The 26,607-nt window shown below is 46.0% G+C and carries 28 protein-coding genes; 12 read left to right on the plus strand and 16 right to left on the minus strand.

From position 1 onward, the window contains the following. Positions 1 to 35 precede the first annotated feature (35 nt). The 5 genes from CL55_RS07395 to CL55_RS07415 are packed head-to-tail and all read left to right on the plus strand — an operon-like array spanning position 36 to position 4,397. Positions 36 to 1,235 carry an amino acid aminotransferase gene (locus CL55_RS07395; RefSeq protein ID WP_046330509.1) on the plus strand — a complete coding sequence of 400 codons (1,200 nt, stop codon included), beginning with the start codon at positions 36 to 38 and terminating at the stop codon, positions 1,233 to 1,235. 42 nt (positions 1,236 to 1,277) lie between these two features. Beyond that, positions 1,278 to 2,576 (plus strand): polyhydroxyalkanoate depolymerase, encoded by a 1,299-nt coding sequence (locus CL55_RS07400; RefSeq protein WP_046330510.1) that lies wholly within the window; start codon positions 1,278 to 1,280, stop codon positions 2,574 to 2,576. Positions 2,577 to 2,636: 60 nt separating this feature from the next. After that, on the plus strand, positions 2,637 to 3,323 hold the full coding sequence (gene rsxB / locus CL55_RS07405) for an electron transport complex subunit RsxB (protein ID WP_170217004.1): 687 nt from the start codon (positions 2,637 to 2,639) through the stop codon (positions 3,321 to 3,323). Further along, positions 3,323 to 3,979: an endonuclease III gene (gene nth, locus CL55_RS07410; RefSeq protein ID WP_046331249.1), complete on the plus strand. Its 657-nt coding sequence runs from the start codon at positions 3,323 to 3,325 to the stop codon at positions 3,977 to 3,979. Before rsxB ends, nth begins: the two co-directional genes overlap by 1 nt. Continuing rightward, complete coding sequence (locus CL55_RS07415) at positions 3,972 to 4,397, plus strand: DUF1841 family protein (RefSeq protein WP_046331250.1); 426 nt, start codon at positions 3,972 to 3,974, stop codon at positions 4,395 to 4,397. The genes nth and CL55_RS07415 overlap by 8 nt, the downstream gene beginning before the upstream one ends. Here CL55_RS07415 and CL55_RS07420 read toward each other — a convergent pair. The 5 genes from CL55_RS07420 to clpB form a co-directional block, all read right to left on the minus strand. Then, positions 4,394 to 5,269, minus strand: coding sequence for a DMT family transporter (locus CL55_RS07420; RefSeq protein WP_156156287.1), 876 nt, complete (start codon positions 5,267 to 5,269; stop codon positions 4,394 to 4,396). The genes CL55_RS07415 and CL55_RS07420 overlap by 4 nt on opposite strands. Before the next feature lie 37 nt (positions 5,270 to 5,306). Continuing rightward, the gene (locus CL55_RS07425) at positions 5,307 to 5,747 is read right to left on the minus strand and encodes an HIT family protein (protein WP_046330513.1); all 441 of its coding nucleotides are present in this window, start codon (positions 5,745 to 5,747) and stop codon (positions 5,307 to 5,309) included. Positions 5,748 to 5,860: 113 nt separating this feature from the next. Beyond that, positions 5,861 to 7,159, minus strand: coding sequence for an isocitrate lyase (gene aceA, locus CL55_RS07430; protein WP_046330514.1), 1,299 nt, complete (start codon positions 7,157 to 7,159; stop codon positions 5,861 to 5,863). A 282-nt stretch (positions 7,160 to 7,441) separates the two neighbouring features. Further along, a complete protein-coding gene (locus CL55_RS07435; RefSeq protein ID WP_046330515.1) occupies positions 7,442 to 8,680 on the minus strand; it encodes an MFS transporter in 1,239 nt (412 codons plus the stop codon). Positions 8,681 to 8,727: 47 nt separating this feature from the next. After that, positions 8,728 to 11,322, minus strand: coding sequence for an ATP-dependent chaperone ClpB (gene clpB, locus CL55_RS07440; protein WP_046330516.1), 2,595 nt, complete (start codon positions 11,320 to 11,322; stop codon positions 8,728 to 8,730). Between the two features lie 114 nt (positions 11,323 to 11,436). Here clpB and CL55_RS07445 point away from each other — a divergent pair, with 114 nt between their 5' ends. After that, positions 11,437 to 11,679, plus strand: coding sequence for a GIY-YIG nuclease family protein (locus tag CL55_RS07445; protein ID WP_082091914.1), 243 nt, complete (start codon positions 11,437 to 11,439; stop codon positions 11,677 to 11,679). Positions 11,680 to 11,694: 15 nt separating this feature from the next. On the opposite strand, the gene CL55_RS07450 is transcribed toward CL55_RS07445, so the two are convergent. From CL55_RS07450 to CL55_RS10665, 5 genes are all read right to left on the minus strand, one after another. Continuing rightward, positions 11,695 to 13,104 (minus strand): 3'-5' exonuclease family protein, encoded by a 1,410-nt coding sequence (locus tag CL55_RS07450; protein WP_046330518.1) that lies wholly within the window; start codon positions 13,102 to 13,104, stop codon positions 11,695 to 11,697. Positions 13,105 to 13,117: 13 nt separating this feature from the next. Then, the gene (locus CL55_RS07455) at positions 13,118 to 13,579 is read right to left on the minus strand and encodes a tetratricopeptide repeat protein (RefSeq protein WP_066024304.1); all 462 of its coding nucleotides are present in this window, start codon (positions 13,577 to 13,579) and stop codon (positions 13,118 to 13,120) included. An 8-nt stretch (positions 13,580 to 13,587) separates the two neighbouring features. Beyond that, positions 13,588 to 14,172 carry an RrF2 family transcriptional regulator gene (locus tag CL55_RS07460; RefSeq protein ID WP_046330519.1) on the minus strand — a complete coding sequence of 195 codons (585 nt, stop codon included), beginning with the start codon at positions 14,170 to 14,172 and terminating at the stop codon, positions 13,588 to 13,590. Between the two features lie 99 nt (positions 14,173 to 14,271). After that, on the minus strand, positions 14,272 to 14,700 hold the full coding sequence (locus CL55_RS07465) for a DUF2244 domain-containing protein (protein ID WP_046330520.1): 429 nt from the start codon (positions 14,698 to 14,700) through the stop codon (positions 14,272 to 14,274). A 32-nt stretch (positions 14,701 to 14,732) separates the two neighbouring features. Further along, entirely contained in the window at positions 14,733 to 14,885 is a 153-nt protein-coding gene (locus CL55_RS10665) for a hypothetical protein (protein WP_156156288.1), read from the minus strand. A gap of 112 nt (positions 14,886 to 14,997) precedes the next feature. Between CL55_RS10665 and CL55_RS07470 the strand changes: the two genes are divergently transcribed. The 4 genes from CL55_RS07470 (at position 14,998) to CL55_RS07490 (ending at position 18,401) form a co-directional block, all read left to right on the plus strand. Continuing rightward, positions 14,998 to 15,645: an LON peptidase substrate-binding domain-containing protein gene (locus CL55_RS07470; RefSeq protein WP_046330521.1), complete on the plus strand. Its 648-nt coding sequence runs from the start codon at positions 14,998 to 15,000 to the stop codon at positions 15,643 to 15,645. Between the two features lie 4 nt (positions 15,646 to 15,649). Continuing rightward, a complete protein-coding gene (locus CL55_RS07475) occupies positions 15,650 to 16,519 on the plus strand; it encodes an oxygenase MpaB family protein (RefSeq protein ID WP_046330522.1) in 870 nt (289 codons plus the stop codon). A gap of 272 nt (positions 16,520 to 16,791) precedes the next feature. Further along, a complete protein-coding gene (locus tag CL55_RS07485) occupies positions 16,792 to 17,415 on the plus strand; it encodes an alpha-ketoglutarate-dependent dioxygenase AlkB family protein (protein ID WP_046330524.1) in 624 nt (207 codons plus the stop codon). Next, positions 17,412 to 18,401 (plus strand): NAD(P)/FAD-dependent oxidoreductase, encoded by a 990-nt coding sequence (locus CL55_RS07490; RefSeq protein WP_046330525.1) that lies wholly within the window; start codon positions 17,412 to 17,414, stop codon positions 18,399 to 18,401. Before CL55_RS07485 ends, CL55_RS07490 begins: the two co-directional genes overlap by 4 nt. 7 nt (positions 18,402 to 18,408) lie before the next feature. On the opposite strand, the gene moaE is transcribed toward CL55_RS07490, so the two are convergent. From moaE to CL55_RS07520, 6 genes are read right to left on the minus strand one after another with little or no spacing between them, the layout of a single operon-like run. Further along, positions 18,409 to 18,867: a molybdopterin synthase catalytic subunit MoaE gene (moaE, locus tag CL55_RS07495; protein WP_046330526.1), complete on the minus strand. Its 459-nt coding sequence runs from the start codon at positions 18,865 to 18,867 to the stop codon at positions 18,409 to 18,411. Position 18,868: 1 nt separating this feature from the next. Beyond that, positions 18,869 to 19,126 (minus strand): molybdopterin converting factor subunit 1, encoded by a 258-nt coding sequence (gene moaD / locus CL55_RS07500; RefSeq protein WP_046330527.1) that lies wholly within the window; start codon positions 19,124 to 19,126, stop codon positions 18,869 to 18,871. 18 nt (positions 19,127 to 19,144) lie between these two features. Then, a complete protein-coding gene (locus CL55_RS07505; protein WP_046331252.1) occupies positions 19,145 to 20,395 on the minus strand; it encodes a molybdopterin molybdotransferase MoeA in 1,251 nt (416 codons plus the stop codon). Between the two features lie 32 nt (positions 20,396 to 20,427). Beyond that, entirely contained in the window at positions 20,428 to 21,870 is a 1,443-nt protein-coding gene (gene thrC / locus CL55_RS07510; RefSeq protein WP_046330528.1) for a threonine synthase, read from the minus strand. Between the two features lie 9 nt (positions 21,871 to 21,879). Then, positions 21,880 to 23,190 carry a homoserine dehydrogenase gene (locus tag CL55_RS07515; RefSeq protein WP_046330529.1) on the minus strand — a complete coding sequence of 437 codons (1,311 nt, stop codon included), beginning with the start codon at positions 23,188 to 23,190 and terminating at the stop codon, positions 21,880 to 21,882. Then, on the minus strand, positions 23,187 to 24,455 hold the full coding sequence (locus CL55_RS07520) for a pyridoxal phosphate-dependent aminotransferase (protein WP_046330530.1): 1,269 nt from the start codon (positions 24,453 to 24,455) through the stop codon (positions 23,187 to 23,189). The genes CL55_RS07515 and CL55_RS07520 overlap by 4 nt, the downstream gene beginning before the upstream one ends. A 79-nt stretch (positions 24,456 to 24,534) precedes the next feature. On the opposite strand from CL55_RS07520, the gene CL55_RS07525 reads away from it, so the two are divergent. After that, on the plus strand, positions 24,535 to 24,912 hold the full coding sequence (locus CL55_RS07525; protein WP_046330531.1) for an Mth938-like domain-containing protein: 378 nt from the start codon (positions 24,535 to 24,537) through the stop codon (positions 24,910 to 24,912). Continuing rightward, positions 24,912 to 26,606 (plus strand): glycosyltransferase family 39 protein, encoded by a 1,695-nt coding sequence (locus CL55_RS07530; RefSeq protein WP_046330532.1) that lies wholly within the window; start codon positions 24,912 to 24,914, stop codon positions 26,604 to 26,606. Before CL55_RS07525 ends, CL55_RS07530 begins: the two co-directional genes overlap by 1 nt. Position 26,607 lies beyond the last annotated feature (1 nt).

Consider the following 26,607-nt stretch of genomic DNA (forward strand, 5'->3'; position numbering starts at 1 on the left):
GAAAAATTCCCTTATCCACCCTTTCTGACCATCAAATGAACCTTTTTACTTCAGTCCAGCTAGCCCCTAAAGACCCTATTTTTGGCCTCACAGAAGCCTATGTCGCCGATCAACGTGCAGACAAGGTCAACCTAGGTGTTGGCGTGTACTACACCGACGAAGGCAAGGTACCTCTTTTGAAGGCAGTGATTCAGGCCGAAGAGGCGATTGTTGCAAAGCACTCACCGCGTAGCTACATTCCAATCGAAGGTCCAAACCCTTACAACAGCGCAGTTCAGAACTTATTATTTGGCGCTGACTCCTCGCTCATCAAAGATGGTCGCGTGGTTACCGCCGAGTGCCTTGGTGGAACTGGCGCGTTGCGAGTTGGCGCTGACTTCATTAAGCGCCTCAACTTAAATGCTCCTTGTGCAATCAGTAATCCAACCTGGGAAAATCACCGCGGCATTTTTGAATCTGCTGGCTTTGAGGTAGTTGAGTACACCTACTTCGATGGCAAAACCCGCGGCGTAGATTTTGATGGCATGGTGAAGTCTTTAGAGTCTTTCCCAAAGTACACCACCGTATTACTTCACGCTTGCTGCCACAACCCAACTGGTGCAGACATTACCGAAGCGCAATGGCGTCAAGTGATCGATATCTGTAAAGCGAAAGACCTCATTCCATTTTTAGATATGGCCTACCAAGGCTTTGCTGATGGTATTGAGAAAGATGGCATTGCTGTGCGCTTGTTTGCAGAGTCCGGCATGTCTTTCTTTGTATCGAGCTCCTTCTCCAAATCGTTCTCGCTTTATGGTGAACGCGTTGGCGCTTTGTCTATCGTGACGCAAAGCAAAGATGAGTCTACTCGTGTGCTCTCTCAATTGAAGCGCGTGATTCGTACAAATTATTCCAATCCTCCAACGCACGGCGCTGCAATTGCAGCCGCTGTTTTGAATTCACCAGAACTCAGACAGCTTTGGGAAGATGAGCTAGCTGAAATGCGTGATCGCATCAAAGCGATGCGTCATGGATTGGTTGAAAAATTAGCTGCTGCTGGCGTTAAGCAAGACTTTGCTTTCATTGAAGCTCAGCGTGGCATGTTTTCTTACTCCGGATTAAGCGCCGAACAAGTAGAGCGCCTACAAAAGGAAGATGGTATTTATGCCCTTTCCACGGGTCGTATTTGTGTAGCTGCTCTTAATACCAAAAATATTGATAAGGTAGCTCAAGCAATTGCCCGCGTATTGGCTTAAAAGCAAGTAATCAGCGGTTACACTGGATTATCAGGAGGCATCATGCTTTATCAGTTACACGAATTTCAAAAAGCCTTACTTCAACCAATGAGCTCATGGGCTCGCGCTGCATCTGAAGCATTTATCAATGCTTCCAATCCAGCATCAAAGGTTCCGGGATCTGAACGTTTAGCTGCAAGTTATGAACTGCTCCATCGTCTTGGTAAAGACTATAAAAAACCAGAATTTGGTATCCGCTCAGTACAGGCGCATGGTCGCGAAGTAGCGATTCATGAAAGAACGATTGTTGCCAAACCGTTTTGTAATTTAATTCGCTTTAAGCGTTTTTCCGATGATCTTGATGCCATCAAAAAACTTAAGGGCGACCCAGCGGTCTTAGTAGTGGCTCCTCTGTCTGGTCACCACTCTACATTACTACGCGATACTGTACGCACCCTGTTGCAAGATCATAAGGTTTACATTACCGACTGGATTGATGCTCGCATTGTCCCTGCTGAAGACGGCAGCTTTAGCTTGGATGACTACGTTCACTACATACAAGATTTCATTCGCGCTATTGGTGCAGATGATTTACACGTGATCTCGGTATGTCAACCAACCGTTCCTACTTTGGGTGCAATCTCATTGATGGCCTCTGCCGGTGAGAAAACGCCCGCTTCAATGATCATGATGGGCGGTCCGATTGATGCGCGCAAATCACCAACTGCTGTTAACAACTTGGCCGATCAAAAGTCCTATGACTGGTTTGAAAGTCATGTGATTTACAAGGTACCGCCAAGCTATCCAGGCGCTGGTCGTAAGGTTTATCCAGGCTTTTTACAACACACTGGCTTTATTGCCATGAACCCACAAAATCACATGCAGTCACATTGGGATTTTTTCCAAAACTTGGTGCGTGGCGATGAACAAGACGCTGCATCCCATATTCGTTTTTATGATGAATACAACGCAGTACTAGATATGGATGCGCAATATTATCTAGATACCATTAAGACGGTTTTCCAAGACTATGCTTTGCCGAACGGTACATGGGCGGTATCAGGCGATTTAGTTAAACCACAAGATATTAAGAAAACTGCGCTTCTCACTGTTGAAGGCGAGTTAGACGATATCTCCGGTAGCGGACAGACTCGCGCTGCACATGCCTTGTGTGCAGGAATTCCGAAAGCCGATAAGGATCACTACGAAGTTGCTGGCGCTGGCCACTATGGCATTTTCTCTGGTCGCCGTTGGCGCGAGAAGGTGTATCCAAAGATTAAATCGTTTATTCGTGAACACCAGGGCGTGCAAAAGAAAACTCGTGCTAGACCTCCGAAACTAGAAGGCTCAAAGTCTGCATAAATCAGCGGCGCGACTTTCGAGTCGCGCTTCTAGTTTTAGGGCTCACCAATTGCAATGAATATGAAGCAGACGAGAGAACTTGCAGATCGTCTCGAGGATATCCTTCCTCAAACCCAATGCACTAAATGCAGCTACCCAGATTGCCGAGCTTATGCACAAGCAATGGCCACTGGCGAGGCTTTGCCTAACCGTTGCCCTCCTGGCGGCGTAGAGGGCATTGTGCGGCTGAGCGCAATTCTGACTCCCATATTTCCTCAAGATGCGTTTGAACTACACCCCAGCATTGATCCTGAGTGTGGCTTAGAGCGCCCTAGACCTGTTGCATTCATCGACCCTAAGACTTGTATTGGTTGCACGCTTTGTATTCAAGCTTGCCCTGTAGATGCGATTGTGGGTGCCTCTAAGCAAATGCATGTTGTCTTGAGTGATTGGTGCACGGGTTGTGATCTCTGTATTCCTCCTTGCCCTGTAGACTGCATCACTATGCAAGATGTCACTGACCAAAAGACTGGCTGGGATGCCTGGTCTCCAGATTTGGCGGACGCAGCGCGCGCAAGATATGCAGCTCGTAATGTCCGATTGGATCGCGAGCAACGTGACAATGATGAGCGACTAGCAAAGAAAGCTGCTGCCAAACTAGTTGCAGTAAACGCAGAGAATCCCGATTCAGAAGAAGCCCGAAAAGAGCAGGAAAGAAAGCGAGCCATCATCGCCGCAGCAATCGCGCGAGCTCAGCAACAAAAATGATGAATCTCGAAAAGCGCCAAGCTTTCTTTGAGCTACTCAGGGAAAACAATCCCCATCCAGAAACCGAATTGGAATATAGCTCTCCGTTTGAACTGCTCATTGCTGTATTACTATCGGCACAAGCAACTGATATTTCAGTAAACAAAGGTACGCGTCAGCTATTTAAGCTTGCCAACACGCCCCAAGCCCTTCTGGATCTGGGCGAGCAAGGTGTGAAGCCTTTTATCCAACACATTGGCTTATTCAACTCCAAGGGCAAGCATATTCAAGAGACCTGTCGACTACTGCTTGAAAAGCATGGTGGCGAAGTGCCTCAAAATCGCGAAGAGCTAGAGTTGCTCCCAGGCGTTGGCAGAAAGACTGCGAACGTGATTCTCAATACCGCCTTTGGTCAACCCACTATGGCTGTCGATACCCATATTTTTAGAGTCTCAAACCGAACTGGTTTAGCACCCGGTAAAGATGTTCTGAAAGTTGAAAAACAATTACTCAAGCGCATCCCAAAAGAGTTTTTAATGGATGCGCATCATTGGCTTATTCTGCATGGCCGATATACCTGCAAAGCCCGTAGTCCGGATTGTGAGCAATGTATTGTTGAGCCTCTCTGCGGCTTTAAACAGAAAACTGGTAAAGGAAAAGTTCGTGGCAATATTTAATCCGACCCGCGAAGAGGTAAGACGCTTTTTTTGCGACACCTGGAAGAAGAAAACTGGAGATCAAATTCTGTCGCCAATGGAAACGCTTGCTAGCGATTGGATGGGTGAGCACCCCGAATATCATGCCCTCCTAGCTGATCCAGAGGGGGCAATTGCGCAAGACTATACGCCAGAGCGTGGTGAGACCAATCCCTTCTTGCACCTCTCCATGCACTTGTCGATTAGCGAACAAACCTCGATTGATCAACCCCCAGGTATTAAAGAAGTTTCTGAAAAGTTAGCAAAGAAACGGGGCTCTGCACATGAAGCTCAGCACGCCATGATGGAATGTCTAGGACAGGTGATGTGGGAAGCGCAACGTGAGGGGCAAGCACTCAGCCCCGAGAAATATCTTGAGGCACTTCAGAAATTAATCTAGTAACTTCGCTTCACGAGCATTCGCTTGCTCAAAATGACGGTGGAGACAACCAAAAAAGCAAAGACCATATTCATTAAGGTGATGCGGTCATCCAAGAAAAAGCTTGATGCCAGCAGCGTACAAAAAGGCTGGATCAATTGCACTTGGCTGACTCTTGCAATTCCACCGATGGCAAGACCTTCGTACCAAAAGAAAAAGCCCAAGTACATCGGAAATATACTGAGGTATACAAAGCTTGTCCAAGCAACTACATCAGCACCCCAATACGATGAAGAAAATGTGAAGTAAGTTGCCACGATATTAATAGGTAATGAAATCACTAGCGCCCAAGAAATTACTACGCGCGGGTTCATCTTTCGAGATAACTCCCCGCCCTCTACATATCCTACGCAAGCACAAATGCCGCCCAGTACTAGCAGGATATCTATATAGGTAAAACTTCCAGAACTTTTAAGAAGGGCATACATCATTACCAATGCAGCACCCAAGATGGATACGAGCCAAAAACCGATCGAGGGGCGCTCTTTGAAGCGGATGACTCCGATCACTGTAGTAGCTAAGGGCATCATCCCCAAAATAACGGCGCCATGAGAGGATGAACCCTCCTTCATGGCCAGTGTAGTAAAGATTGGAAACCCAAAAACTACACCTAGTGCAATCACAGCAAATTTCGCTAAGTCAGTTTTACTGGGGAGCGGTACTTGCTTATACGCAAGATAGCTTAAAGCAACTAAACCAGCTAAAGAAGCTCTACCAAAAGCAATGAAGTAAGGATTGAAGCTTTCAACGGTAATCTTACTTACCGGCAAGGTGAGACTAAAAACGAGAATGCCAATAAAGCCAATGAGCATTCCCTTAGTTTCTTTATTCACTATCAACCTTGGGGGAGAAAAACACTACTGAACAATTTTAGGAAAGTGTAGCAATGGCAGCTTTGATTACTGCAGGCAGTTGACTTGCAAGTTGCTGACGTTCGGCTAGCTTACTGAGAGATAGCTCTTGAACTCTTTTTGACCAAGCCGATCCCGGAAAGAAAGCATCGTCCTTATATCTGGGAATCACATGCCAATGTATGTGGGGAACCATATTGCCTAAGGCTGCAATATTGACCTTATCTGGACACATCGCATGCCTTATCGCTTCCTCTACCGCAAAGACTAGGGACATCAGGTGTTCGCGCTCACCACGGGTGAGATCAGTCATTTCAGCGACATGATGATTCCAGATGACCCTACAAAAGCCAGGCAGATCAGGATCATTTACCAAGATGATTCTGCAATCATCCCCGCGCCAAATTAATTGACCCTCTTCAGGTTTAAGCTCTTCTTTACAGAGTACGCAATTAGTCATGGGAAGAATGTAAACGAAAACGGCATCTAAGTCACCCTTATGGGGTAATTTAGATGCCGCGACAGTAAGGGTAGATTCTTTTACTGTTCTATTACGAACTACTTAGGGATTACTTAGTGAAACTGCTCTTCCTCTGTAGAACCAGTCAACGCAGTGACTGAAGACTTACCACCTTGAATTACCGTAGTGACATCGTCGAAGTAACCAGTACCTACTTCCTGCTGATGCGATACGAATGTGTAACCACGATCACGAGCAGCGAATTCTGGCTCTTGTACTTTCTCGATATAAGCAGTCATACCGCGCTGCATGTAGTCTTGAGCTAAGTCGAACATGTTGTACCACATAGAGTGAATACCAGCCAAAGTGATGAACTGATACTTGTAACCCATTGCACCTAATTCGCGCTGGAACTTCGCAATCGTTACATCATCCAAGTTCTTCTTCCAATTGAAAGATGGTGAGCAGTTGTAAGCCAACATCTTGCCTGGGAACTTCGCACGAATTGCTTCAGCGAACTGACGAGCAAACTCGAGATCAGGAGTACCTGTTTCGCACCACACCATATCAGCGTAAGCAGCATATGCCAATCCACGAGAGATCGCTTGATCCAAGCCCTTACGTGTTTTATAAAAGCCTTCTGGAGTTCGCTCACCAGTCAAGAATGGCTTGTCATTTGCATCGTAATCAGATGTCAACAAGTCAGCAGCTTCAGCATCAGTACGAGCCAAGATGATGGTTGAAACACCCATTACGTCAGCAGCCAAACGTGCAGAAATCAATTTCTGCACTGACTCAGCCGTAGGTAACAATACTTTGCCACCCAAGTGACCGCACTTCTTAACGGAAGACAGCTGATCTTCGAAGTGAACACCAGCAGCACCCTGCTTGATTAGTGCCTTACTTAATTCAAATGCATTCAATACGCCACCGAAACCAGCTTCAGCATCGGCAACGATAGGAGCAAAATATTCGATATAGCCAGCATCGCCCTTATAGATACCTTTAGCGGTTTGGATCTCATCTGCACGTTGAAATGAGTTATTAATACGCTCAACCATCTTTGGAACTGAGTCAACTGGATACAGAGATTGATCTGGATACATTGCTGCGTAAGAGTTACCATCAGCAGCAACCTGCCAACCTGACAAGTAGATGGCTTGAACGCCAGCCTTAACTTGTTGCATTGCCTGTCCACCAGTCAAAGCACCTAAACAGTTCACGTAAGCTTCGTTATTCACCAATTCCCAAAGACGCTCTGCGCCATGTTTGGCTAGTGTGTGCTCAATCTTTAATGAACCACGGAGACGAACAACGTCCTCAGCCGTGTAACCACGTTTAATGCCTTTCCAGCGTGGATTGGTATCCCAGTCTTTTTGTAATGCTGCAATTTCTGCTTTGCGATCTGCCATGTTTTTCTCCCTAAGTTAAACAAGTACATCCAATATTGAGACACTCAATATAGACAATGAAGTCTTATGTCTTATATAAGAGTTTAAGTACTTAAGAAAAGCATGCAAGAACTATTTCAGTATTAATTGAAATAAATTAGTTCAATAAATTCAATTACTTGAAATTATATTTTTATAATGTGAAATACAAATCCAATCGGCGAAATAACGCCTAGCTTGAAATGTTGCACTGCATTTTGCGTATAGGAATGACTTTTCACATTGTGAAAAGAATTGGAGGTTTTAGCTAGCCTTAGGGGTACTGATACTCGCCACTTTAAATCCAGTCAAGATAATCATGATCTGGAGAAAAGCCACACCAATGAATAAGAACTTTGGCAAGCCTACATCTAAGAAGATTCCAAAGATCAATGGACTTAGGGCGGCGCCCAAATCAATGCCTGAATAAACAATACCGTAAATCCTGCCCGATGAGCCAGAGGGTGTTGCAGAGCGAATCATCAAGTCACGAGATGGTGCGGCTATTCCCAAGCCAAGCCCGATCACAATGAAAGCAATGATGATTAATTCTACGGGCACCAAACCTGTAGCCATTAAAAGACCCATGACGATGTTCACAGTAAAGCAAATGGTAATGATGCGCTCAGGCACTTTTAATTTAGCGGCCAAATAGCCACCCAATAACATTCCTCCAGCACCACCCAAAGACATGAGTGTTAAATAATAATTACCAGAGCTCACGGCAATGTCGTAGATTTTAAAAAGCGCAGTTGGGGCAAATGATTGCAAGCCGGTAGTTGCAGCCATACTAAAGAAAAAGAAAATCCAGCAGAGCCAAACGACCGGCAACTTCAGAAAACCAAACGTACTCATGGGTGCGCCACCGGGATTATTCGCAATATGCTTAGCCTCTGATTCATCTCGCCTCGCTTGCACGTCATCTACTAAACGAGCCCGACTCACCCAGAGAAATACCAAAATCAGCGCCTCGAGCACTGCAGCCGACAAAAACGCAATACGCCAGTCTGCTATGGTTGTTACAGCAACCATAAATGCTGGAGCAGCAGCCCAGCCGATATAGCCCGTTACCCCATGAATCGAGTAGGCGTAAGGCAAATTTGGTGGTGAAATTTTGTGATTAATCAGCGTGTAATCCACTGGATGGAAAACGCCATTGCCACATCCCGCAATCACTGCGCCTAGAACCAACATGGCATAACCATTGCTTTGTGAGTAAATCAGTGCAGCCAATGCTAGCAATGCTACGCCAGCAAACAAGACAGGACGAGATCCAATACGGTCTACTAAAAATCCAGATGCAGCTTGAACAATACAAGAGACCACAAAGAAGATGGTCATGAGCAGGCCCAATTCGGCGTAGTTAAAGCCGAACTCTGCTTTTAGCCATGGGAACATGGGCGGCAGAATTAAATGAAAGAAATGGGAGCTGCCGTGAGCCAGGCTAATGAGACCAACAACCCGGACATCACTGGCGCGCCTCATTTTGAGGGCATCAATCATGTACCGAGTTTACTGGTGCAGGCCTATTTCTGCCAATTTTTGATGAATTACTTACTAAAGCTGAAATCCCCGTTCTGATCAACACCCACAGGAACCGTGTCCTTAGGGCCAAACTTACCTTCCAAGATCATCTTGGAAACTGGGTTCTCAATATATTGCTGAATCGCACGCTTAAGTGGCCTTGCTCCAAATACAGGATCAAAACCGACCTCTGCAATCTTACCTAGAGCGGCATCACTGACATCCATCTGCATATCAATCTTGGCTAAACGATCTGACAAGTTCTTGAGCAAGATCTTCGCGATATTAGCAATATTGCCTTTATCCAAACCATGAAAGACGACGATCTCATCAATCCGGTTTAAGAACTCAGGACGGAAATGGCCTTTTAATTCTTCAAATACCGCCTCTTTAATTTCTAACTGCTTCTTACCAACCATCGACTGAATCAGATGTGAGCCAATATTGCTGGTCATCACAATCACCGTGTTCTTAAAGTCTACGGTACGACCTTGACCATCCGTTAAGCGGCCATCGTCCAATACTTGCAAGAGCACATTAAAGACATCCGGGTGGGCTTTTTCAATCTCATCAAACAAGATGACGCTGTATGGATGGCGACGTACTTGTTCAGTTAAGTAACCACCTTCTTCGTAGCCTACATAGCCCGGAGGCGCACCGATTAAACGGGCAACACTATGCTTCTCCATAAACTCACTCATATCAATACGAATGAGGTGCTCTTCACTATCAAATAAGAAACCGGCCAGGGCTTTACAAAGCTCAGTCTTACCAACACCTGTAGGTCCTAAGAATAAGAATGAGCCATAAGGGCGATTCTCTTCAGAGAGACCTGCACGGGAACGACGAATAGCATCAGATACCGCACGAATAGCCTCTTCTTGGCCAACTACGCGCTGATGTAATAACTCCTCCATCTTGAGTAACTTATCGCGCTCACCCTGCATCATCTTCGATACCGGGATGCCTGTTGCACGAGAAACTACCTCAGCAATTTCTTCTGCACCGACTTGTGTACGTAAGAGCTTATTCTTCACTACACCATCTTTATCGCCCTTGGCTTCAGCAGCGGCAGCGGATTTGAGTTTGGCTTCAAGCTCAGGTAATTTTCCATATTGCAATTCTGCAACTTGCTCTAACTTGCCATCACGTTGCAATCTAGCAATATCAGCACGGACTTTTTCGATCTCCTCTTTGAGATGAGCGGCGCCTAGTACGGCCCCCTTTTCTGCTTTCCAGATTTCCTCTAGATCAGCATACTCAGCACCCAAGCGCTTGATCTCATCTTCAATCAAACCAAGACGTTTTTGTGATGCCTCATCTTTTTCCTTCTTAACTGCTTCACGCTCAATCTTGAGCTGAATCAGACGACGCTCCAGCTTATCCATAACCTCTGGCTTGGAATCAATTTCCATGCGAATGCGTGAGCCGGCCTCATCAATCAGGTCAATCGCCTTATCTGGCAAGAAACGATCGGTAATGTAGCGATGAGACAGCTCTGCCGCAGCCACGATAGCTGGGTCAGTAATCTCAATACCATGATGAAGCTCGTAACGTTCTTGCAAACCACGCAAGATCGCAATAGTGGCTTCTACGCTAGGCTCCTCCACCATCACTTTTTGGAAGCGGCGCTCAAGTGCAGCATCTTTCTCAATGTACTTACGGTACTCATCTAGAGTGGTTGCGCCGATGCAATGCAATTCACCACGCGCTAAAGCAGGCTTGAGCATATTACCGGCGTCCATTGCGCCATCACCCTTACCTGCGCCTACCATCGTATGTATCTCATCAATAAAGATGATGGTTTGACCTTCGTCCTTAGCAACATCACTTAGAACAGCTTTGAGACGCTCCTCGAATTCACCACGGTACTTAGCGCCTGCTAGCAACAAAGCCATATCCAATACGAGGACACGTTTGTTTTTGAGGGTTTCAGGAACTTCACCATTAACGATGCGTTGAGCTAAACCCTCCACAATGGCAGTTTTACCAACACCTGGCTCACCAATCAGGACCGGGTTGTTCTTACCGCGACGTTGCAGAATCTGAATGGTGCGACGAATCTCATCATCGCGACCAATCACAGGATCGAGCTTACCCATGCGAGCACGCTCGGTTAAATCAATGGTGTATTTCTTTAAGGCTTCACGCTGACCTTCGGCATCCGCACTATTCACTGAGTCTCCTCCGCGCACTAAATCAATAGCCGCTTCTAACGATTTACGATTTAAACCATTCTCACGAGCAATCTTGCCGAGCTCACCTTTGTCATCGGCCACCACCAATAAAAATAACTCGCCAGCAATAAATTGATCATTACGCTTATTGGCTTCTTTTTCGCATAAGTTCAGCCAGTTATTTAAATCACGTCCAAGCTGAACTTCCCCACCAGTGCCCTGCACCTCTGGAAGATTAGCAACGAGTTTCTCGGTTGCCTTCTCAAGGCCCGGGACATTGACGCCGGCGCGTGTCAATAAACTCTTGGCACCACCATCTGAATCGCGCAGCATTGCTAGCAGCAAATGGGCTGGCTCGATATATTGATTGTCTTTTGCTAAAGCAAGGCTTTGCGCCTCACTGAGCGCCTCTTGAAACTTCGTGGTTAATTTATCTATCCTCATTTTTACGTCCTATCTACTCTATCTATTTTTGTGTGTTTATATCTATAGAATATAGGGGCATTCTGCATAATTTCAAGTCTGTTAGACCTCTTTTTAAGCGAATTAATCCCTATTTTGACCTGGCTTGTTTACCTCTTGGAATGCTCTGATGGCAGCTATTACGCTGGTATTACAAACCGTCTAGAACATCGTTTAGCTGCTCACAATTCCGGGGAAGGTGCTCGCTATACGAGGGCTCGCAGACCAGTAACCCTTTTAGCAAGCCAAGAGCACCCAGATCGATCTGAGGCATCTAAAGCCGAGGCTAGATTGAAGAAACTACCTAGATCGGAAAAACTGGGATTTTTTAAAGCCTAGGCTTTTAGTGGATGCTTACGCAGCATCTTTGATTGCTAGAGGAATCACCTGACTCTTGAAGCTTCCAGCCAGCGCTTTTTTCAAGATCTTATAAATATCCAGATCAAACTCAGCCTCACCTGAATCGGCCAACTCATAGAGCTCTTCTTCGTTGATCGCCGTACCTAAATAACGCCAACGGTCCACTACGTGCATGTGGCCTGCCTCTTTTACTGCCACCGGCCCAGGATATGGCCAGACTTGAACCTGAAATAACTCCAGAGCAGTTTTGAGTTGAAGATTATGTAAATCGATAGGAGAGCCCCCAATACAGGCGCCACCACATTGCTTAACTTGATAACCAAAGCAAGCCTTGCCTTCAATACGCTTCTCTAAACCAAGCAGCGCTTCACAGAGGCGGTATTTTTTTGCAATCGCTTTGAGGTATGCGTTGGCCTCCCGCTTGCTATAAAACAAACCAAACAAGTTTTCTTGAATACCAGGATCCAATTCACGATGACCCACAAGATAAGGGATGACTACACCATCCTCAGCAAGCTCTAATTTCCAGGCGCAGAGATCCTTTGAGCGGCGTAGTTTGATGTTCATGCTGGGCATGCGCTCTTTAATGAGGCGCGACTCTAAAATCAATGCGCCCAACTCTCCACTAGTCTCAATCCAATCAATATCTCTCACTTGCATCGAAAGCTTCATTTCCTTACGCTGGGTGAGCGCCCCTTGAAAGTGACCCATCACCCTGCTACGCAGAGAAATGCTTTTACCGATATACAGTGGAGTTTGATTCTCACCATAAAAAATGTAGCAGCCCGGCTTTTCTGGAATCGAGTCCACTAGCGATTTATCAATATTGGGCGGTAAGCTTGGATTACCAATGAGTTGATTGACTGCCTTGAGAAGCGCTTCACGGCCGAGCTTCTCTTCACAAGCGCGCCAAAATTGAAGCAACAAATCAGCGTCACCCAATGCACGGTGCCGCGCGCTAATTTTGAGGCGGTGGGCACTAATGATGGTGTCAAGATTATGTCTAGGCTGATCGGGGAATAGTAGGCGGGAGAGCTTTACGGTACACAGTACTTTGGGCTTGAAGTCGATACCCACCCGCTTAAAGGATGCCTTCAAAAATCCATAATCAAAACGGGCGTTGTGAGCTATAAAAATCTTCCCCTCGAGCTCGCGAGCAATCTCTGTCGCCAAGCCCTCAAAGGCTGGCTGCTGCCTCACCATCTCAGGGCGAATACCCGTCAAACTTTGAATATTCTGCGGAATAAATGTCTGGGGATTAATGAGGCTTTCCCAAGTCTCCACTTGATCATGAATCAGCGATTTAATACCAACTTCTGTAATGCGATCGCGCTCGAAGTTTGAGCCCGTAGTCTCAATATCAACAAATGCTAATGGAGGATATTCATAGTCATTTGATGACATGAGAACAGAAAGGTTACTTTTTACCTTGATACTTAGCGATACTCGCTTTCAGGTCGCTGTACTCTTCACAACCGAAGAGGCAAGCCTTATCGAGTCTTGCCAACATCGCCTCTGCTCCAGGCAAGTCTTTCTTCATCAAAAGCAACTCACCGTAGTACTCTAAAGCTGATCTATGACTTGGATCAATCTTCAATGCTGCCTGGTAATACTTTTCAGATGAAGCTAAATCTGGCGGTTGCTTTTTGCGCAAGCTATATCCCATCAGATTGTTCCAGTCTGCAGAATTGATTTCGTTTGCAGACTGCAAGTGCTTTAATGCCTGATCGTAATTATTGGATTTAATACTGGCGCGGGCATCTGTTAGCCAAGCTGGATCAGATTTAGTTGGGGCGCTATCAGCAGCCAAGGAAACCATCCATGGTGCTGTTGCCAGCAAAATAGATGCTAAAAGTTTGCTAGCGAAATTCCATTTCATTATCTGCATCATGAAGGTCTTTGTTGTTGTCCTGCTTTTTGTAAGTAGTCACCAAAACTAAAAATCGAATTGGGTCCCAAAGGTACATCTTCCACCTTCTTAAATGGTGCCTTGATTACTCTTTGCACTTCACCTTTAGAGGGCTTTTCAATTCTGAATTCGGAATAAACAAAAGCCTGACGCTCAGGAGCGGTTTTCGCTTCGCTAAATCGCGGTACGTAATCTTTAATAGCATCAGAGAGCTTCACATTAGCCATACAGCTGAGCATATAAGTCTCCAAAGATTGATAGAGCTCACTAGCGATATCGCAAGCCTCAACTTTGCGCTTTTTGATGTAATTCATTGCTAGGACCACATCTTTGATGGTGACCATGCGGGGATCCTGCAACAGGGTGTAACCCCCATTACGACCTTTTGTACCCTTCACGATTCCAGCTGCACGCAATGCGCTGAGTAATAGTTCTATTCTGCTCACCGATAATTTTTGACGCTGCGCGAGCTCCAAGCCAGTGACTGGCTGAACACCATTTGAATGAGATGCAATATCAACCAGGGTGTTGAGGGCGGCTTTTACTGCTGTATTAACGTTCATGATGGATTTAGCAAATATGTTGAATTAAATAAAGTATCGGGTTGGATCCATATTTCTGCAGAGCACCAAGTTATAACCCTCTTGAACTCATGGTTGTAGTCAACCCAAGTAAGGTTTGAGCTCAGCAATCAGATTTTTAAATTGCTCACGTCTAAGAAACTGGCCAACCTCGACCCTCTGACCGGTCTGCTCAACAAAAAATACTTTTTGATGCTCTTCTGGATGCGACAGCCTGACCCAGCGAGTATTAAATTCAGTGACCGACTCTTTGTAGGCAATAAATTTCCTGACCAATAAGCGGGTACCGCTGATTTCTATCTCCTCATAATCCAAAGCATGCCTGCAGTAGATCAAAAAGCCCACAGTGACTGCAGTTAACTCTATTGCAGTAAAGATCAGGATAATTTTTACGCCAGCCAACAAAAAACCGGTTGCTACGGTTAAGGAAAGACAAACCAAGGCGATATAAAACTTGAGCAATTGACTCGGAGTCAATGCGCAATTGCGCCTCATCTTCCAGATTTTCATTCTTTAATGTCAGTCTCAGTCAGGCTTGAAGTCTAGTGCTTGGCAGATTGAGCTTGTTTAGCCTTTTCCAGCTGATCAGCGCTACGCTGCTGAAAATCAACCATGGTGTGGTAGCCCATTTGGTAGCAAGGGCAATGTTTACCCAAAATCCAGCGTGCGAGCTTAACCCGTAACTTTTGCATCATGTTTATTCTCCTGTGAGTACTCTATATTTTGGCTGAAATCCAGGATTACTGCTGAGCACGGTGCCATTTCGACCGCTCAGCAAACTAAACGTAAATCCTTTAAATTAAACGCATGACAACACCTTCTTTGACAGCCCGCTGGATTCCGCTTTTCCCTTTGGGGACTACCCTCTTTCCAGGCGGCGTAATTGCCCTCAAAATCTTTGAAGCGCGTTATTTAGACATGATGAAGCGATGCCTGCGCGAAGACACTCCTTTTGGGGTTATCAGTATTCTCGATAACAAGCCAATTGAATCAGACGCTGATGCCATTGCCAACTTTTCAAACATTGGCACCCTAGCGAAATTAGAAGAATTTGATCCGATTCAGCCCGCGCTGTATATGACCAAGTCCTATGGAACGCAACGCTTTAAAGTGCTCAATATCAAGCAAGAAGCTGATGGCTTATGGATGGGCCAAGTTGAACTCATGGATGCTGACCCAGAAATGCCATTAGCAAAAGAGCATGAAAAGGTAGCCTCGCTGTTGAATGAGATTATTTCTGTTATCAAAAGCGAGGATTTACTGGGTGAAGATGCATTCAAAATGCCAACGAACCTAGATGATTGTGGTTGGGTATCTAACCGACTGGCTGAACTCTTGCCACTCGCCCCAGCTCAGAAGAATCACTTGCTTGCTCAAAGCAATCCCAGAATCCGGCTCGATTTGATTTCAGAGATCATTGAGGATGATGGCTTACGCAATATCGTAATTCATTAGTAAGATGATTGATGAACTCATTCGTCGGTCAATTCGAGAAATGGTGGGCGGTGGCGGTCCACCTGTAGCATTTCTGGAGCCCCCTGGTGATAGAGGTTTATTTGGCCCGGAGTCTGTCGCGTGGAAGGTGCATGCGGATTTTATTTCCATGATGATCGGCGGTATTAGCTCGCTGGTACTGCAAGCCCTTCACCCAAAAGCACTCGCTGGCGTATGGGATCACTCCAGCTTCAGGCAAGACCTTAAAGGCAGGCTAGGAAGAACAGCATTCTTTATTGCCGCAACTACTTACGGTTCACATGAGATGGCGGATAAGGCTATCAATCGCGTTAATCAAATTCATCAAAAGGTCACTGGGTTCGATGAATTCAATCAACCCTATAGGGCGGATGATCCAGAACTACTCGCATGGGTTCACATGACGGAAACCCGGAGTTTTATGTGCTCATATGAGCCATACCGAAGTGAAACTTTAATTCCAAAGCAAAAAGATCAGTATTTCGCAGAAATGAAAATGCTCGGGGAGAGATTGGGGGCGATTGATCTACCCGACACCTATGCCGGTACAGAACAAGCTATCAGACAGTACATCCCCCAACTTCACTACGGGGAAAGGGCTAAAAGTATTATTGGAATGCTCGATCAGTTTCCTAGTTCGCTCAGCGCCAAACCTTTCGTAAATCTGATCAGTCGGGCAGGCTTTCTGAATTTACCTGATTGGGCATATCCTATTATTCAGCGGCCCCAACCAAGTCGGCTAGAGCGACTGGCCGTGCAATCTTCTATTCGACTGATGGCAATTCCTGTGAGGGAAGCACTAAAAGATGGTGTAGCTGCTCACTCGCTCCGCAGAGTTTACGGATCAACTAAATAAGAGGATCCTGAGATTCAGGTTTAGGATTTGAAGAATCAGAATCAGAAGGTTGGCTTTTTGCAGATATGAGGGGCGGCGCACTCATTTTCTCGCCATCCCAAACTTGACCACACCAGCATTCCCCTGCCTCATTAATAATGCAAACCCCTGAGCCGCAGCAACGTTTATCGGGCGCTTTCATAATCAACCTCTTAGTCCTGAACAATTCATAATGCAGTCTATTCTAGGGTTTTTATTGAAATAACGTGCAACCCTAGATTTATTAGCAAAAAATGCAAAGTCCCTTATTCGAACTCTCAGAATCATCCGACCCAATCTGCTTATTGGAGAGGGATGGTCGGGCTGAGTACTTCAGTCATTTTTACAAAACGCATGAATCTGATCATTTTTTTGAAAGCTTGCTGCATTCTCTTAACTGGCAAGCAGACCAAATCACGATGTTTGGTAAGTTAGTAACAACCGCGAGAAAAGTTGCTTGGGTAGGAGATCCCCAATGCCGTTATACCTACTCGGGCATCGAAAAAATTCCGCAGGACTGGACGGCGGAGTTACTTCAAATCAAGCATCAACTTGAATCAGAAACCGGCTATAGCTATAACTCTTGCCTACTCAATCTCTATCACAATGGCGATGAAGGCATGGGTTGGCACAGTGATAATGAAAAAGAGTTGGATAGCACAACCCCGATCGCATCAATCAGCTTGGGCGCTCGCCGTAAATTTGCATTTCGTCACAAGCAGGATAAAACGACTGTGTCAGTATTTCTTGATCACGGTAGCCTTCTCATCATGCATGCCCCTATTCAAGATCACTGGCATCACAGCCTTCTGAAAACTAAGACTGTGATGAGTCCACGAATCAATCTCACCTTTCGCAAAATACTTCCCAGAATATGAACGGCAGCAAAGCAATCCATCGGGTAGCGGTCATTGGCGCAGGAATTTCAGGCCTCGCTTGTGCGAGGGAGCTACAGTCACTCGGTATATCAGTAGACGTCTTTGAAAAGAGTCGTGGCCCTAGCGGGCGTATGAGTACGCGTCGCACGCAAGACTGGTCTGCTGATCATGGCGCCCAGTACTTTACTGCTAGAGATCCTCGTTTTATCGAAGAAGTGCAAAGTTGGCTTCAGGCCGGCACTGTAGCTGTTTGGGAACCGAAACTTAAGGTATACGAAGCCAAGACATGGCGTGATAGTCACTCACAAGATATTCGCTATGTCGGTACCCCTCATATGAATTCAACAGGCAAGTATCTTGCTGAAGGACTCTCCATTCAATATGAGACAACCATTTCCCAGTTAGAGCGTAGGGAGCATCAATGGCATTTGCAGTGCAGTGAAGCTAATGAAATTACAGCGCTATACGATTTTGTCGTATTGGCCATACCCGCACCTCAGGCAAGCACTCTACTTAAGGGTCTTGATAGTAGAGCCACTGATATCGCTGACGCGGCACAGATGAAGGCCTGCTGGACCATGATGGCGCACCTTCCGAATCAGCTCAATAGAGATTTTGATGCGGCATTTATTAATCAAGAAATTATTAGCTGGATTTGTCAAAGCGGATCAAAGCCAATGCGTCAGGGAAGCACGTGGACCATCCATGGAAGCCCTGACTGGAGTCAAGACCATGTTGAGTTAAGTAAAGAGGATGCTCAATACCAAATGGTGCAGTGCTTGACGTCACTAGGTTTTAATTGCGAGGACGCCGATATCAGCATGCACCGCTGGCGCTATGCCAGTGGGGGCCTAAAAAATGGAATTGGATATTTATTGCTACCTATTATTGGCCTAGGGCTTTGTGGAGACTGGCTCAATGGTGGCAGAGTCGAGGGTGCCTGGCTCAGCGGCTTTAATCTAGCTTTAGCACTCAAGCAGATATAAAACTAAACTATTTCCAGCGTGCCATTGCAGTATCGTCAGTCACGCGGGCATCCACCCATTTGCTACCTTGTGGTGTTTCTTCTTTTTTCCAAAATGGTGCGGCTGTCTTTAAGTAGTCCATGATGAACTCACATGCAGCAAATGCTTCACCTCGGTGAGCGCTAGTGACTACTACCAAAACAATTTGATCTTCAGGCAAAAGCGGTCCCACTCGATGGATGACTAGTGTCTTATAAAGATCCCAGCGACTTCTAGCTTGCATGATGATTTCTTCTAGAGATTTTTCTGTCATACCAGGGTAGTGCTCTAGAGTCATACCCTGAACTTGACTGCCATCATTCATATCTCGGACAGTGCCCAAGAAAGTCACCACTGCACCCACTCGGGGATCATCCTTACGCAGGGCCTTCACCTCGGTTGTTAGATCAAAGTCAGCTTCTTGAATGCGGATGAAATCATTCTGCATCTTAGCCGCCAGTAACCGGAGGAAAGAAAGCGACTTCGGCACCCTCCACCAAAGGCATCGAGTCACTCATCATCTCTTGATTTAATGCGCAACGAATCACTTTGCCACTTGCTAACACTTCAGCCCAAGGATTCCCCCGTTGAACAAGGTAGATTCTTAAGTCGGCAATAGTTTTTACTTCTGGTGGAGCATCAATACTCTCACCAGAGAGTCCGAGACCCTCTCTTAAGGAGGCAAAGAATCGTAGTTCGAGTTTCATATCAGAATCGTAATACGACTAGGAAAGAAGTGCACTAAATGGAATGTACTTCACCATATCGCCAGACTTGACTGCTTGGCCCGGCGGACAATCTACCAAGCCATCCCCCCAAGAGGCACTAGTCAGTACCCCAGAGCTTTGATTGGAGAACAGATCTAAACCACCCTGCGCATTGATCTTGACCCTCAGGAACTCGTTACGTCGATCAGCCTTAAGCCAATCAAAGTCAGCGCGCATGGGGTAAGACTGCGGTAAGCCTGCATCACGCCCCTGTAACTTGAGAATGAATGGGCGAACAAATAATAGGAAGGTCACAAAACTCGATACCGGATTACCAGGCAAACCGATAAACCACGTTTCGGCTGCAGTTTCAGCGTCGACCGCATTACTTTTTGAACTATCTAATTTGCGGACAGCACCAAAAGCTAAAGGCTTGCCAGGCTTAATAGCAATCTGCCAGAGATCGAGCCTGCCTTCAGCGCTCACTGCAGGCTTAATGTGATCTTCTTCGCCAACGGAGACGCCGCCAGATGTAATGATTAAGTCATGGTCTTTGCTAGCCTTACGAAGAGTTTCTTTCGTGGCCTCAAGACTATCAGGAACAATTCCGAAATCAGTGGCATCGCAACCTAAAGATTTGATGCACGCTAATAGTGTGTCGCGATTGGAGTTATAGATACCGCCTGGTTTAAGTGGTTCACCTGGCAGGGAAAGTTCGTCACCAGTGAAAAATGCAGCGACTCTCACCTTACGTTTTACATTTAAATGCGTTAAACCGGCAGAGGCAGCAACTCCAAGCTCTTGCGGCCGCAGAAAAGTGCCTGCAGTAAGAGCTGTTTTACCTGCCGTTAAATCTTCACCTCTGCGACGAATCCATTGACCTGATGTTGGTGCGATATTGACTTGGACTTGGTCGCTTGCCCCCTCTGGAGTCGAGCAGTCTTCTTGCATGACAACGGCATCAGCGCCAGGTGGCACAGGGGCACCAGTAAATATTCTGGCAGCAGTGCCAGGCTCGAGTTGAGTTCCCATGGATCCTGCTGGAATACGTTGCGCAATCGTGAGTGTTTGTCCTGGCGTGTGAGTATCCGCCGTTCGCACTGCATAACCATCCATTGAGGTGTTATCGAGTGGAGGTACATCTACAAGACTATTTACACTTTCTGCTAGCACACGACCTAAAGCAGATTGCATTGCAAGTATTTCAGTTTCGCTCACAGGCTTCGCGTGAGAGAGTAAGTGATCTAAAGCCTGCTGAGCAGTCAACATCGGAGGCTTAGTCATAGCAATTGATTTCTAAATTAGTTGGTGTGGGCGGTAATGAAGTTTTTAACTTGATTGACATCGGCATCGATATTTTCAACGCGCTGCGGCTTTGACTTGATGTCCTTGAATGCTGGCGGACATTCTGCTGGACGCCCCAAAGCTATTTCAATAGTTTCTTCAAACTTAATGGGTAAAGCAGTTTCTAAAACAATCATTGGAATACCTGCCTGCAGGTGTTCACGAGCAACCTTCACGCCATCCGCTGTGTGTGTATCAATCATCACACCATACTGCGCATCAACATTACGAATCGTTTCTAGACGATTTTCATGGGTGCTGCGGCCAGATTGAAATCCATACTGCGCAAGGTCTTTAAAGACAGCATCCTTGGAAATATCAAAGCCGCCTGCCTCGTCCACCTGCTTAAACATGCCGGCAGTTGCCTTGCCATCCTTACCCATGAAATCAAATACAAAGCGCTCAAAGTTGCTCGCCTTAGAAATATCCATAGAGGGGCTAGAGGTATGTAAAGTTTCAGCAGATTTACGTGCACGATAGACACCAGTACGGAAAAACTCATCGAGAACATCATTCTCATTGGTAGCGGCAATCAAATGCGCAATTGGCAAACCCATCATGCGGGCAATGTGACCAGCACAGATATTGCCAAAGTTACCTGAAGGCACAGTGAATGACACTTTTTCATCACTCGATTTTGTAGCCAATAAATAACCCTGAAAGTAATACACCACCTGAGCAACTACACGACCCCAGTTAATGGAGTTGACCGTACCAATTTGGTGATTTGCTTTAAAACTATGGTCGTTACTCACTGCTTTAACAATATCCTGGCAATCGTCAAATACACCAGAAACTGCTAGGTTAAAGATATTAGGGTCTTGCAGTGAATACATTTGGGCAGACTGAAATGAGCTCATCTTGCCGCGTGGTGAAAGCATAAATACTTTTACACCCTCTTTGCCACGCATTGCGTATTCAGCAGCACTTCCCGTATCCCCAGATGTCGCGCCCAAAATATTGAGCTTCTGACCATTTTTCTTTAGGGCGTATTCAAAGAGATTGCCGAGTAACTGCATCGCCATATCTTTAAATGCCAATGTAGGTCCGTTAGACAGGCTGAGCAAACCAATACGTGTACTCTGCTCTTCGCCCAACCAATGCAATGGCGTAATATCTTTAGCATTGTCTTCAGGGCGGCCATTACAGTAGACCTGCTCTGTATAGGTCTTACGCAATAGAGTACGCAGATCCACTTCAGGAATGTCATCGCAATAAAGACTTAATACTTCATAAGCAAGATCAGCATAGGGCATACCGCGCCAAGCATCTAACTGCGCTTTAGTGACTTGCGGATACTCTGTCGGCAGATATAAACCACCGTCTGGCGCTAATCCGCCCAGCAGAATTTCTAAAAAGGATTGTTGTGGGCTATTGCCTCGGGTTGATTGGTAACGCATGTATTTGTATCAGGACAGATTTTCTAAGCGGATCTTCACCACCTCACCGGCAACAGTTTTCAGATTCTGAATTTCCTGAATTGCTGCGAGCATATGCTTTTCTTTAGTCTCATGGGTGAGAGCAACTAAGTCGGTTTGACTTTCACCTTCGTCGGCCTCTTTTTGCAAGAGGGCATCAATGGAGATGCTATGAGCCGCCAAGATCTTGGTAATGTCAGCTAATACACCGGCTTGATCGGCTACGCGCAAGCGCAAGTAGTAACTAGTAGTAATTTCGCCCATGGGCAATACGGTGATATCACGCACTGCATCAGGCTGGAAGGCCAGATAAGGAACACGGCTCTCAGGACTTGCACCTAACAAACGAGTGATATCTACCAAGTCGGCAATCACAGCAGAAGCGGTCGGCTCTGAGCCTGCACCCTTACCGTAATAAAGCGTTGTGCCAACAGCATCACCAAATACCTGAACGGCATTCATGGCGCCCTCAACGTTTGCAATGAGACGCTTAGTTGGAATCAATGTTGGGTGTACGCGCAACTCAACACCAGTAGCTGTCTTCTTCGCAATACCGAGTAACTTGATGCGATAACCTAACTGCTCAGCGTATTTAATGTCGATGGCGTCTAACTTGGTAATACCCTCAACGTGTGCTTTCTCAAATTGCATAGGAATGCCAAATGCAATTGCACTCATGATGGTGGCCTTATGAGCAGCATCTACACCCTCGATATCAAATGTAGGATCTGCCTCTGCATAGCCCAAACGCTGAGCCTCTTTCAAGACGGTCGCAAAGTCTAAGCCTTTATCGCGCATCTCAGAAAGAATGAAATTGGTTGTGCCATTGATGATGCCGGCGATCCACTCAATGCGATTCGCAGTTAAACCTTCACGAAGTGCTTTGATGATTGGAATACCACCAGCAACAGCCGCTTCAAACGCAACCATCACGCCCTTTTCGTGGGCGGCTTTAAAAATCTCGTTACCGTGCACTGCGATCAAAGCCTTATTCGCCGTGACCACATGCTTACCAGCAGCAATGGCCTCAAGCACTAAATCTTTAGCAATGCCATAACCACCAATCAGTTCAACAACGATATCGATTTCAGGATTGTTAATCACAGCACGCGCATCGCTCACCACTTGAGCGCGATCTTTTACCAACTCTTTAGCGCGCTCTACATTGAGGTCGGCAACGGTGTTGATGCGAATGCCACGTCCGGCGCGACGGGTAATTTCATCCTGGTTGCGCTCGAGAACAGTAAATACACCACCACCTACAGTGCCAATACCTAATAGACCTACTTGAATCGGTTTCATGATGCCTTTGTTGCTGTTGAATTAGTCGAACTAGTTGCCTTGCGACTATGTTTTTGACGATAACGCTCTAGGAAACGTGCCAGACGGCCAATAGCCTCTTTCAGCACATCCTCATGAGGTAAGAACACTACGCGGAAGTGGTCTGACTTAATCCAATTAAAACCCGAGCCTTGTACCAGTAATACTTTTTCTTCTTTAAGAAAATCAGCTACAAATTGCTGGTCATCTTCAATTGGATACATCTCAGCATCGAGTTTTGGAAATAAATACAAGGCAGACTTTGGTTTTACGCAAGTCACACCTGGAATTTCAGTAATGAGCTTCCATGCGAGATCGCGCTGTTTCGCCAAGCGACCACCCTCAGCCACTAGGTCATTAATGCTTTGATATCCACCCAAAGCCGTCTGAATAGCGTACTGTCCTGGCACATTGGCACATAGGCGCATTGAAGACAACATATTGAGACCCTCGATGTAATCTCGGATCATCTCTTTATCTCCAGAAACCACCATCCAGCCAGCACGGTAGCCGCAAGAGCGATAGTTTTTGGATAAACCATTAAAGGTGATCGTGACTACATCCGTGGATAAAGATGCTAGTGAGACATGTTTCTCTTTGTCGTACAGCATCTTGTCGTAGATCTCGTCGGCAAACAGAATCAAATCATGTTCACGTGCGATTGAGCATAGCTCAGTCAATACTTCTTTTGAGTAGATTGCACCTGTTGGATTGTTGGGGTTAATCACCACAATTGCCTTAGTACGTGCGGTAATCTTTTTGCGCAAATCTGCTAAGTCAGGAGCCCACTCTTTGGACTCATCACACAAGTAATGCACTGGGGTGCCGCCAGATAGACTCACCGCAGCCGTCCATAAAGGGTAATCTGGGGCTGGCACCAATACCTCATCACCGTTGTTGAGCAATGCATTCATTGCGAGAACAATTAATTCAGAAACCCCATTACCGGTATAGATGTCATCCAAAGTAACGCCTTGAATGCCTTTTTCCTGGCAATATTGCATGATCGCTTTACGAGCCGCGAAAATTCCCTTGGAATCAGAGTACGCTGAGGCATTACCCAAATTACGGATCATGTCCAACTGAATCTCTTCTGGAGGATCAAAACCAAAAACACCCACATTGCCGATGTTCAGTTTGATGATTTTGTGGCCCTCTTCCTCCATGCGCTGCGCGAGTTCTAGCACGGGTCCACGAATGTCATAACAGACGTGATTGAGTTTTGCGGACTTTAGGATCGGTTTCACAATAAATTAAAGGATAAGTTCTTGAAATCTAGGAAAAAACAGCTAGCTATAATCAACACAATTATGACAGAGAGTCCATGTGAAGCTTCAATCTGACCCCCACTCCGGAGCCAATACGATCACTGGTTACGGCGATGGCTACATCGAGATCAATAAGATCCCCTACATTCATCCCGTTTTACTGAGTTCTGACGGTGAAATCTTGGAATGGGCCGTACAGTCCTTTGAAGAGCTCAGTTCAGCAGATTTTGCTCAAATGGCTTCCCTTAAGCCTGAATTAATCATTATTGGCACCGGCAAACGCCAACGCTTCCCAAGGCCTGAGCTTTTAAAAACGCTCATTGAGGCTAGGCTGGGCTTTGAGGTCATGGATTCTCAGGCCGCTTGTCGCACCTACAACATTCTTGTCGGCGAAGGCCGCCAAGTCCTTCTTGCCCTGATTGTGGAAGCCGTCTAATGCAGTTTGGCCAAATTCGGCAGTCAAGCACCCTCAACCCAGTAACTATTTTGATTCTGGTTTTGATCTATGCCTTACTGTGGTTTGGCACCTTAAATTACCGTCACCTCATTCCGTCGGATGAAGGACGTTATGCCGAGATTGCTCGTGAGATGCTTGTCACTGGAGATTGGGTTACTCCTCGCTATAACGGTTATAAGTATTTTGAAAAACCCCCTTTACAAATTTGGGCTACCGCTACGGCCTTTAATCTTTTTGGTATCGGTGATTGGCAGGCGCGCTTATGGACTGCGCTTACTGGATTTCTGACAATTGTATTTATTGGATTTACTGGCGCACGCGTCTACAGTGCACGAGCAGGCTGGTTAGCTGCAATCGCCTTAGCCTCAAGCCCAATGTGGGTGATTGGTGGACACATCAATTCACTTGATATGGGATTGTCAGCATTTTTAGTTACTGCGCTTTGCAGTCTTTTGTTAGCGCAAACCTCCCGGAACTCGAGCGACACCAGAAACTGGATGCTAGCGTGCTGGGCCTTCATGGCATTAGCAACCCTATCTAAAGGTGTTATTGGAATCGCCATCCCTGGCATGGTGTTTATTGTTTATTCGATTACCGCTTGGGACTGGAAGATCTGGAAGCGACTTCATATTATTAAAGGCACCATTTTATTTTTAGCGATTACCGCGCCTTGGTTTGTTCTGGTGGCCCAACGCAATCCAGAGTTTCTGGAGTTCTTTTTTATTCATGAACACCTGCAACGTTTTACACAAAAAGCCCATAGTAGGACGGGTCCGATTTATTACTTCATTCCACTCCTACTACTCGGCTTTCTGCCATGGATTGCGCAAGCTCCTGAAGCGCTTGTTCAGGCTTGGCGGGAGCGTAATCGAGAATTTTCCAGCGGCTGGTTGCTCACTTGCTGGTTTGCCGTGATCATGGGATTCTTTAGTGTCTCTCAATCAAAATTACCCGGCTACATCATCCCAGTCTTTCCAGCGCTGGCAATGCTTGTTGGCCATAGTCTAGATCGTAATCTGGGCCTTGGTAATGCACTGGGATTATCTTGGAGATTGCAAGCACTCTTCTTTGCAATCTTGGGTGGTATTGGATTTTTCTTTTTAGGCGAAGTTGACAAACAAGCAAGGCCAGATGAAATTGAGTCCTATGCGCAATACATTTACTGGATAGTTGCTGCGCTAATTACCTTAATTGTATTTAGCCTCCTCACAGTCATGCAAAGTAAGCGTAATGGTTTGGGCAGCATTACCAGTTTTGCTTGCGGATTTTTTCTCTGCGCGATCATCGCTGGAACGGGTCATGAAACTCTGGGTCGCGCTGTATCAGGCATTGATTTAGTTGAGAGAGTCAAATCAAGTATTCCAGAAAAAGTAAATTTTTATTCCATCAGAATTCTAGATCACACAGTACCGTTCTATCTTGGTAGAACCATGATCATGGTGGAGTCTCCAAATGAGCTTGAGTTTGGCGTGAAGCAAGAGCCTGAGTTGTGGATCTCTACCTTTGCTGCTTTTATTGAACGCTGGAAAGAAGATCAAACCGCTTATGCCTTGATGGTTCCAGAACAGTATATTGAACTGCAGAAGCTCAATATACCAATGCAAGAAGTAGGCAGAGATTCTCGGCGCGTTATTGTTAAACACCCGGATTCACAAAGCAACTCCACAAAATAAG

The sequence above is a fragment of the Polynucleobacter duraquae genome (genome assembly GCF_000973625.1).
GTDB classification, from domain to species: domain Bacteria; phylum Pseudomonadota; class Gammaproteobacteria; order Burkholderiales; family Burkholderiaceae; genus Polynucleobacter; species Polynucleobacter duraquae.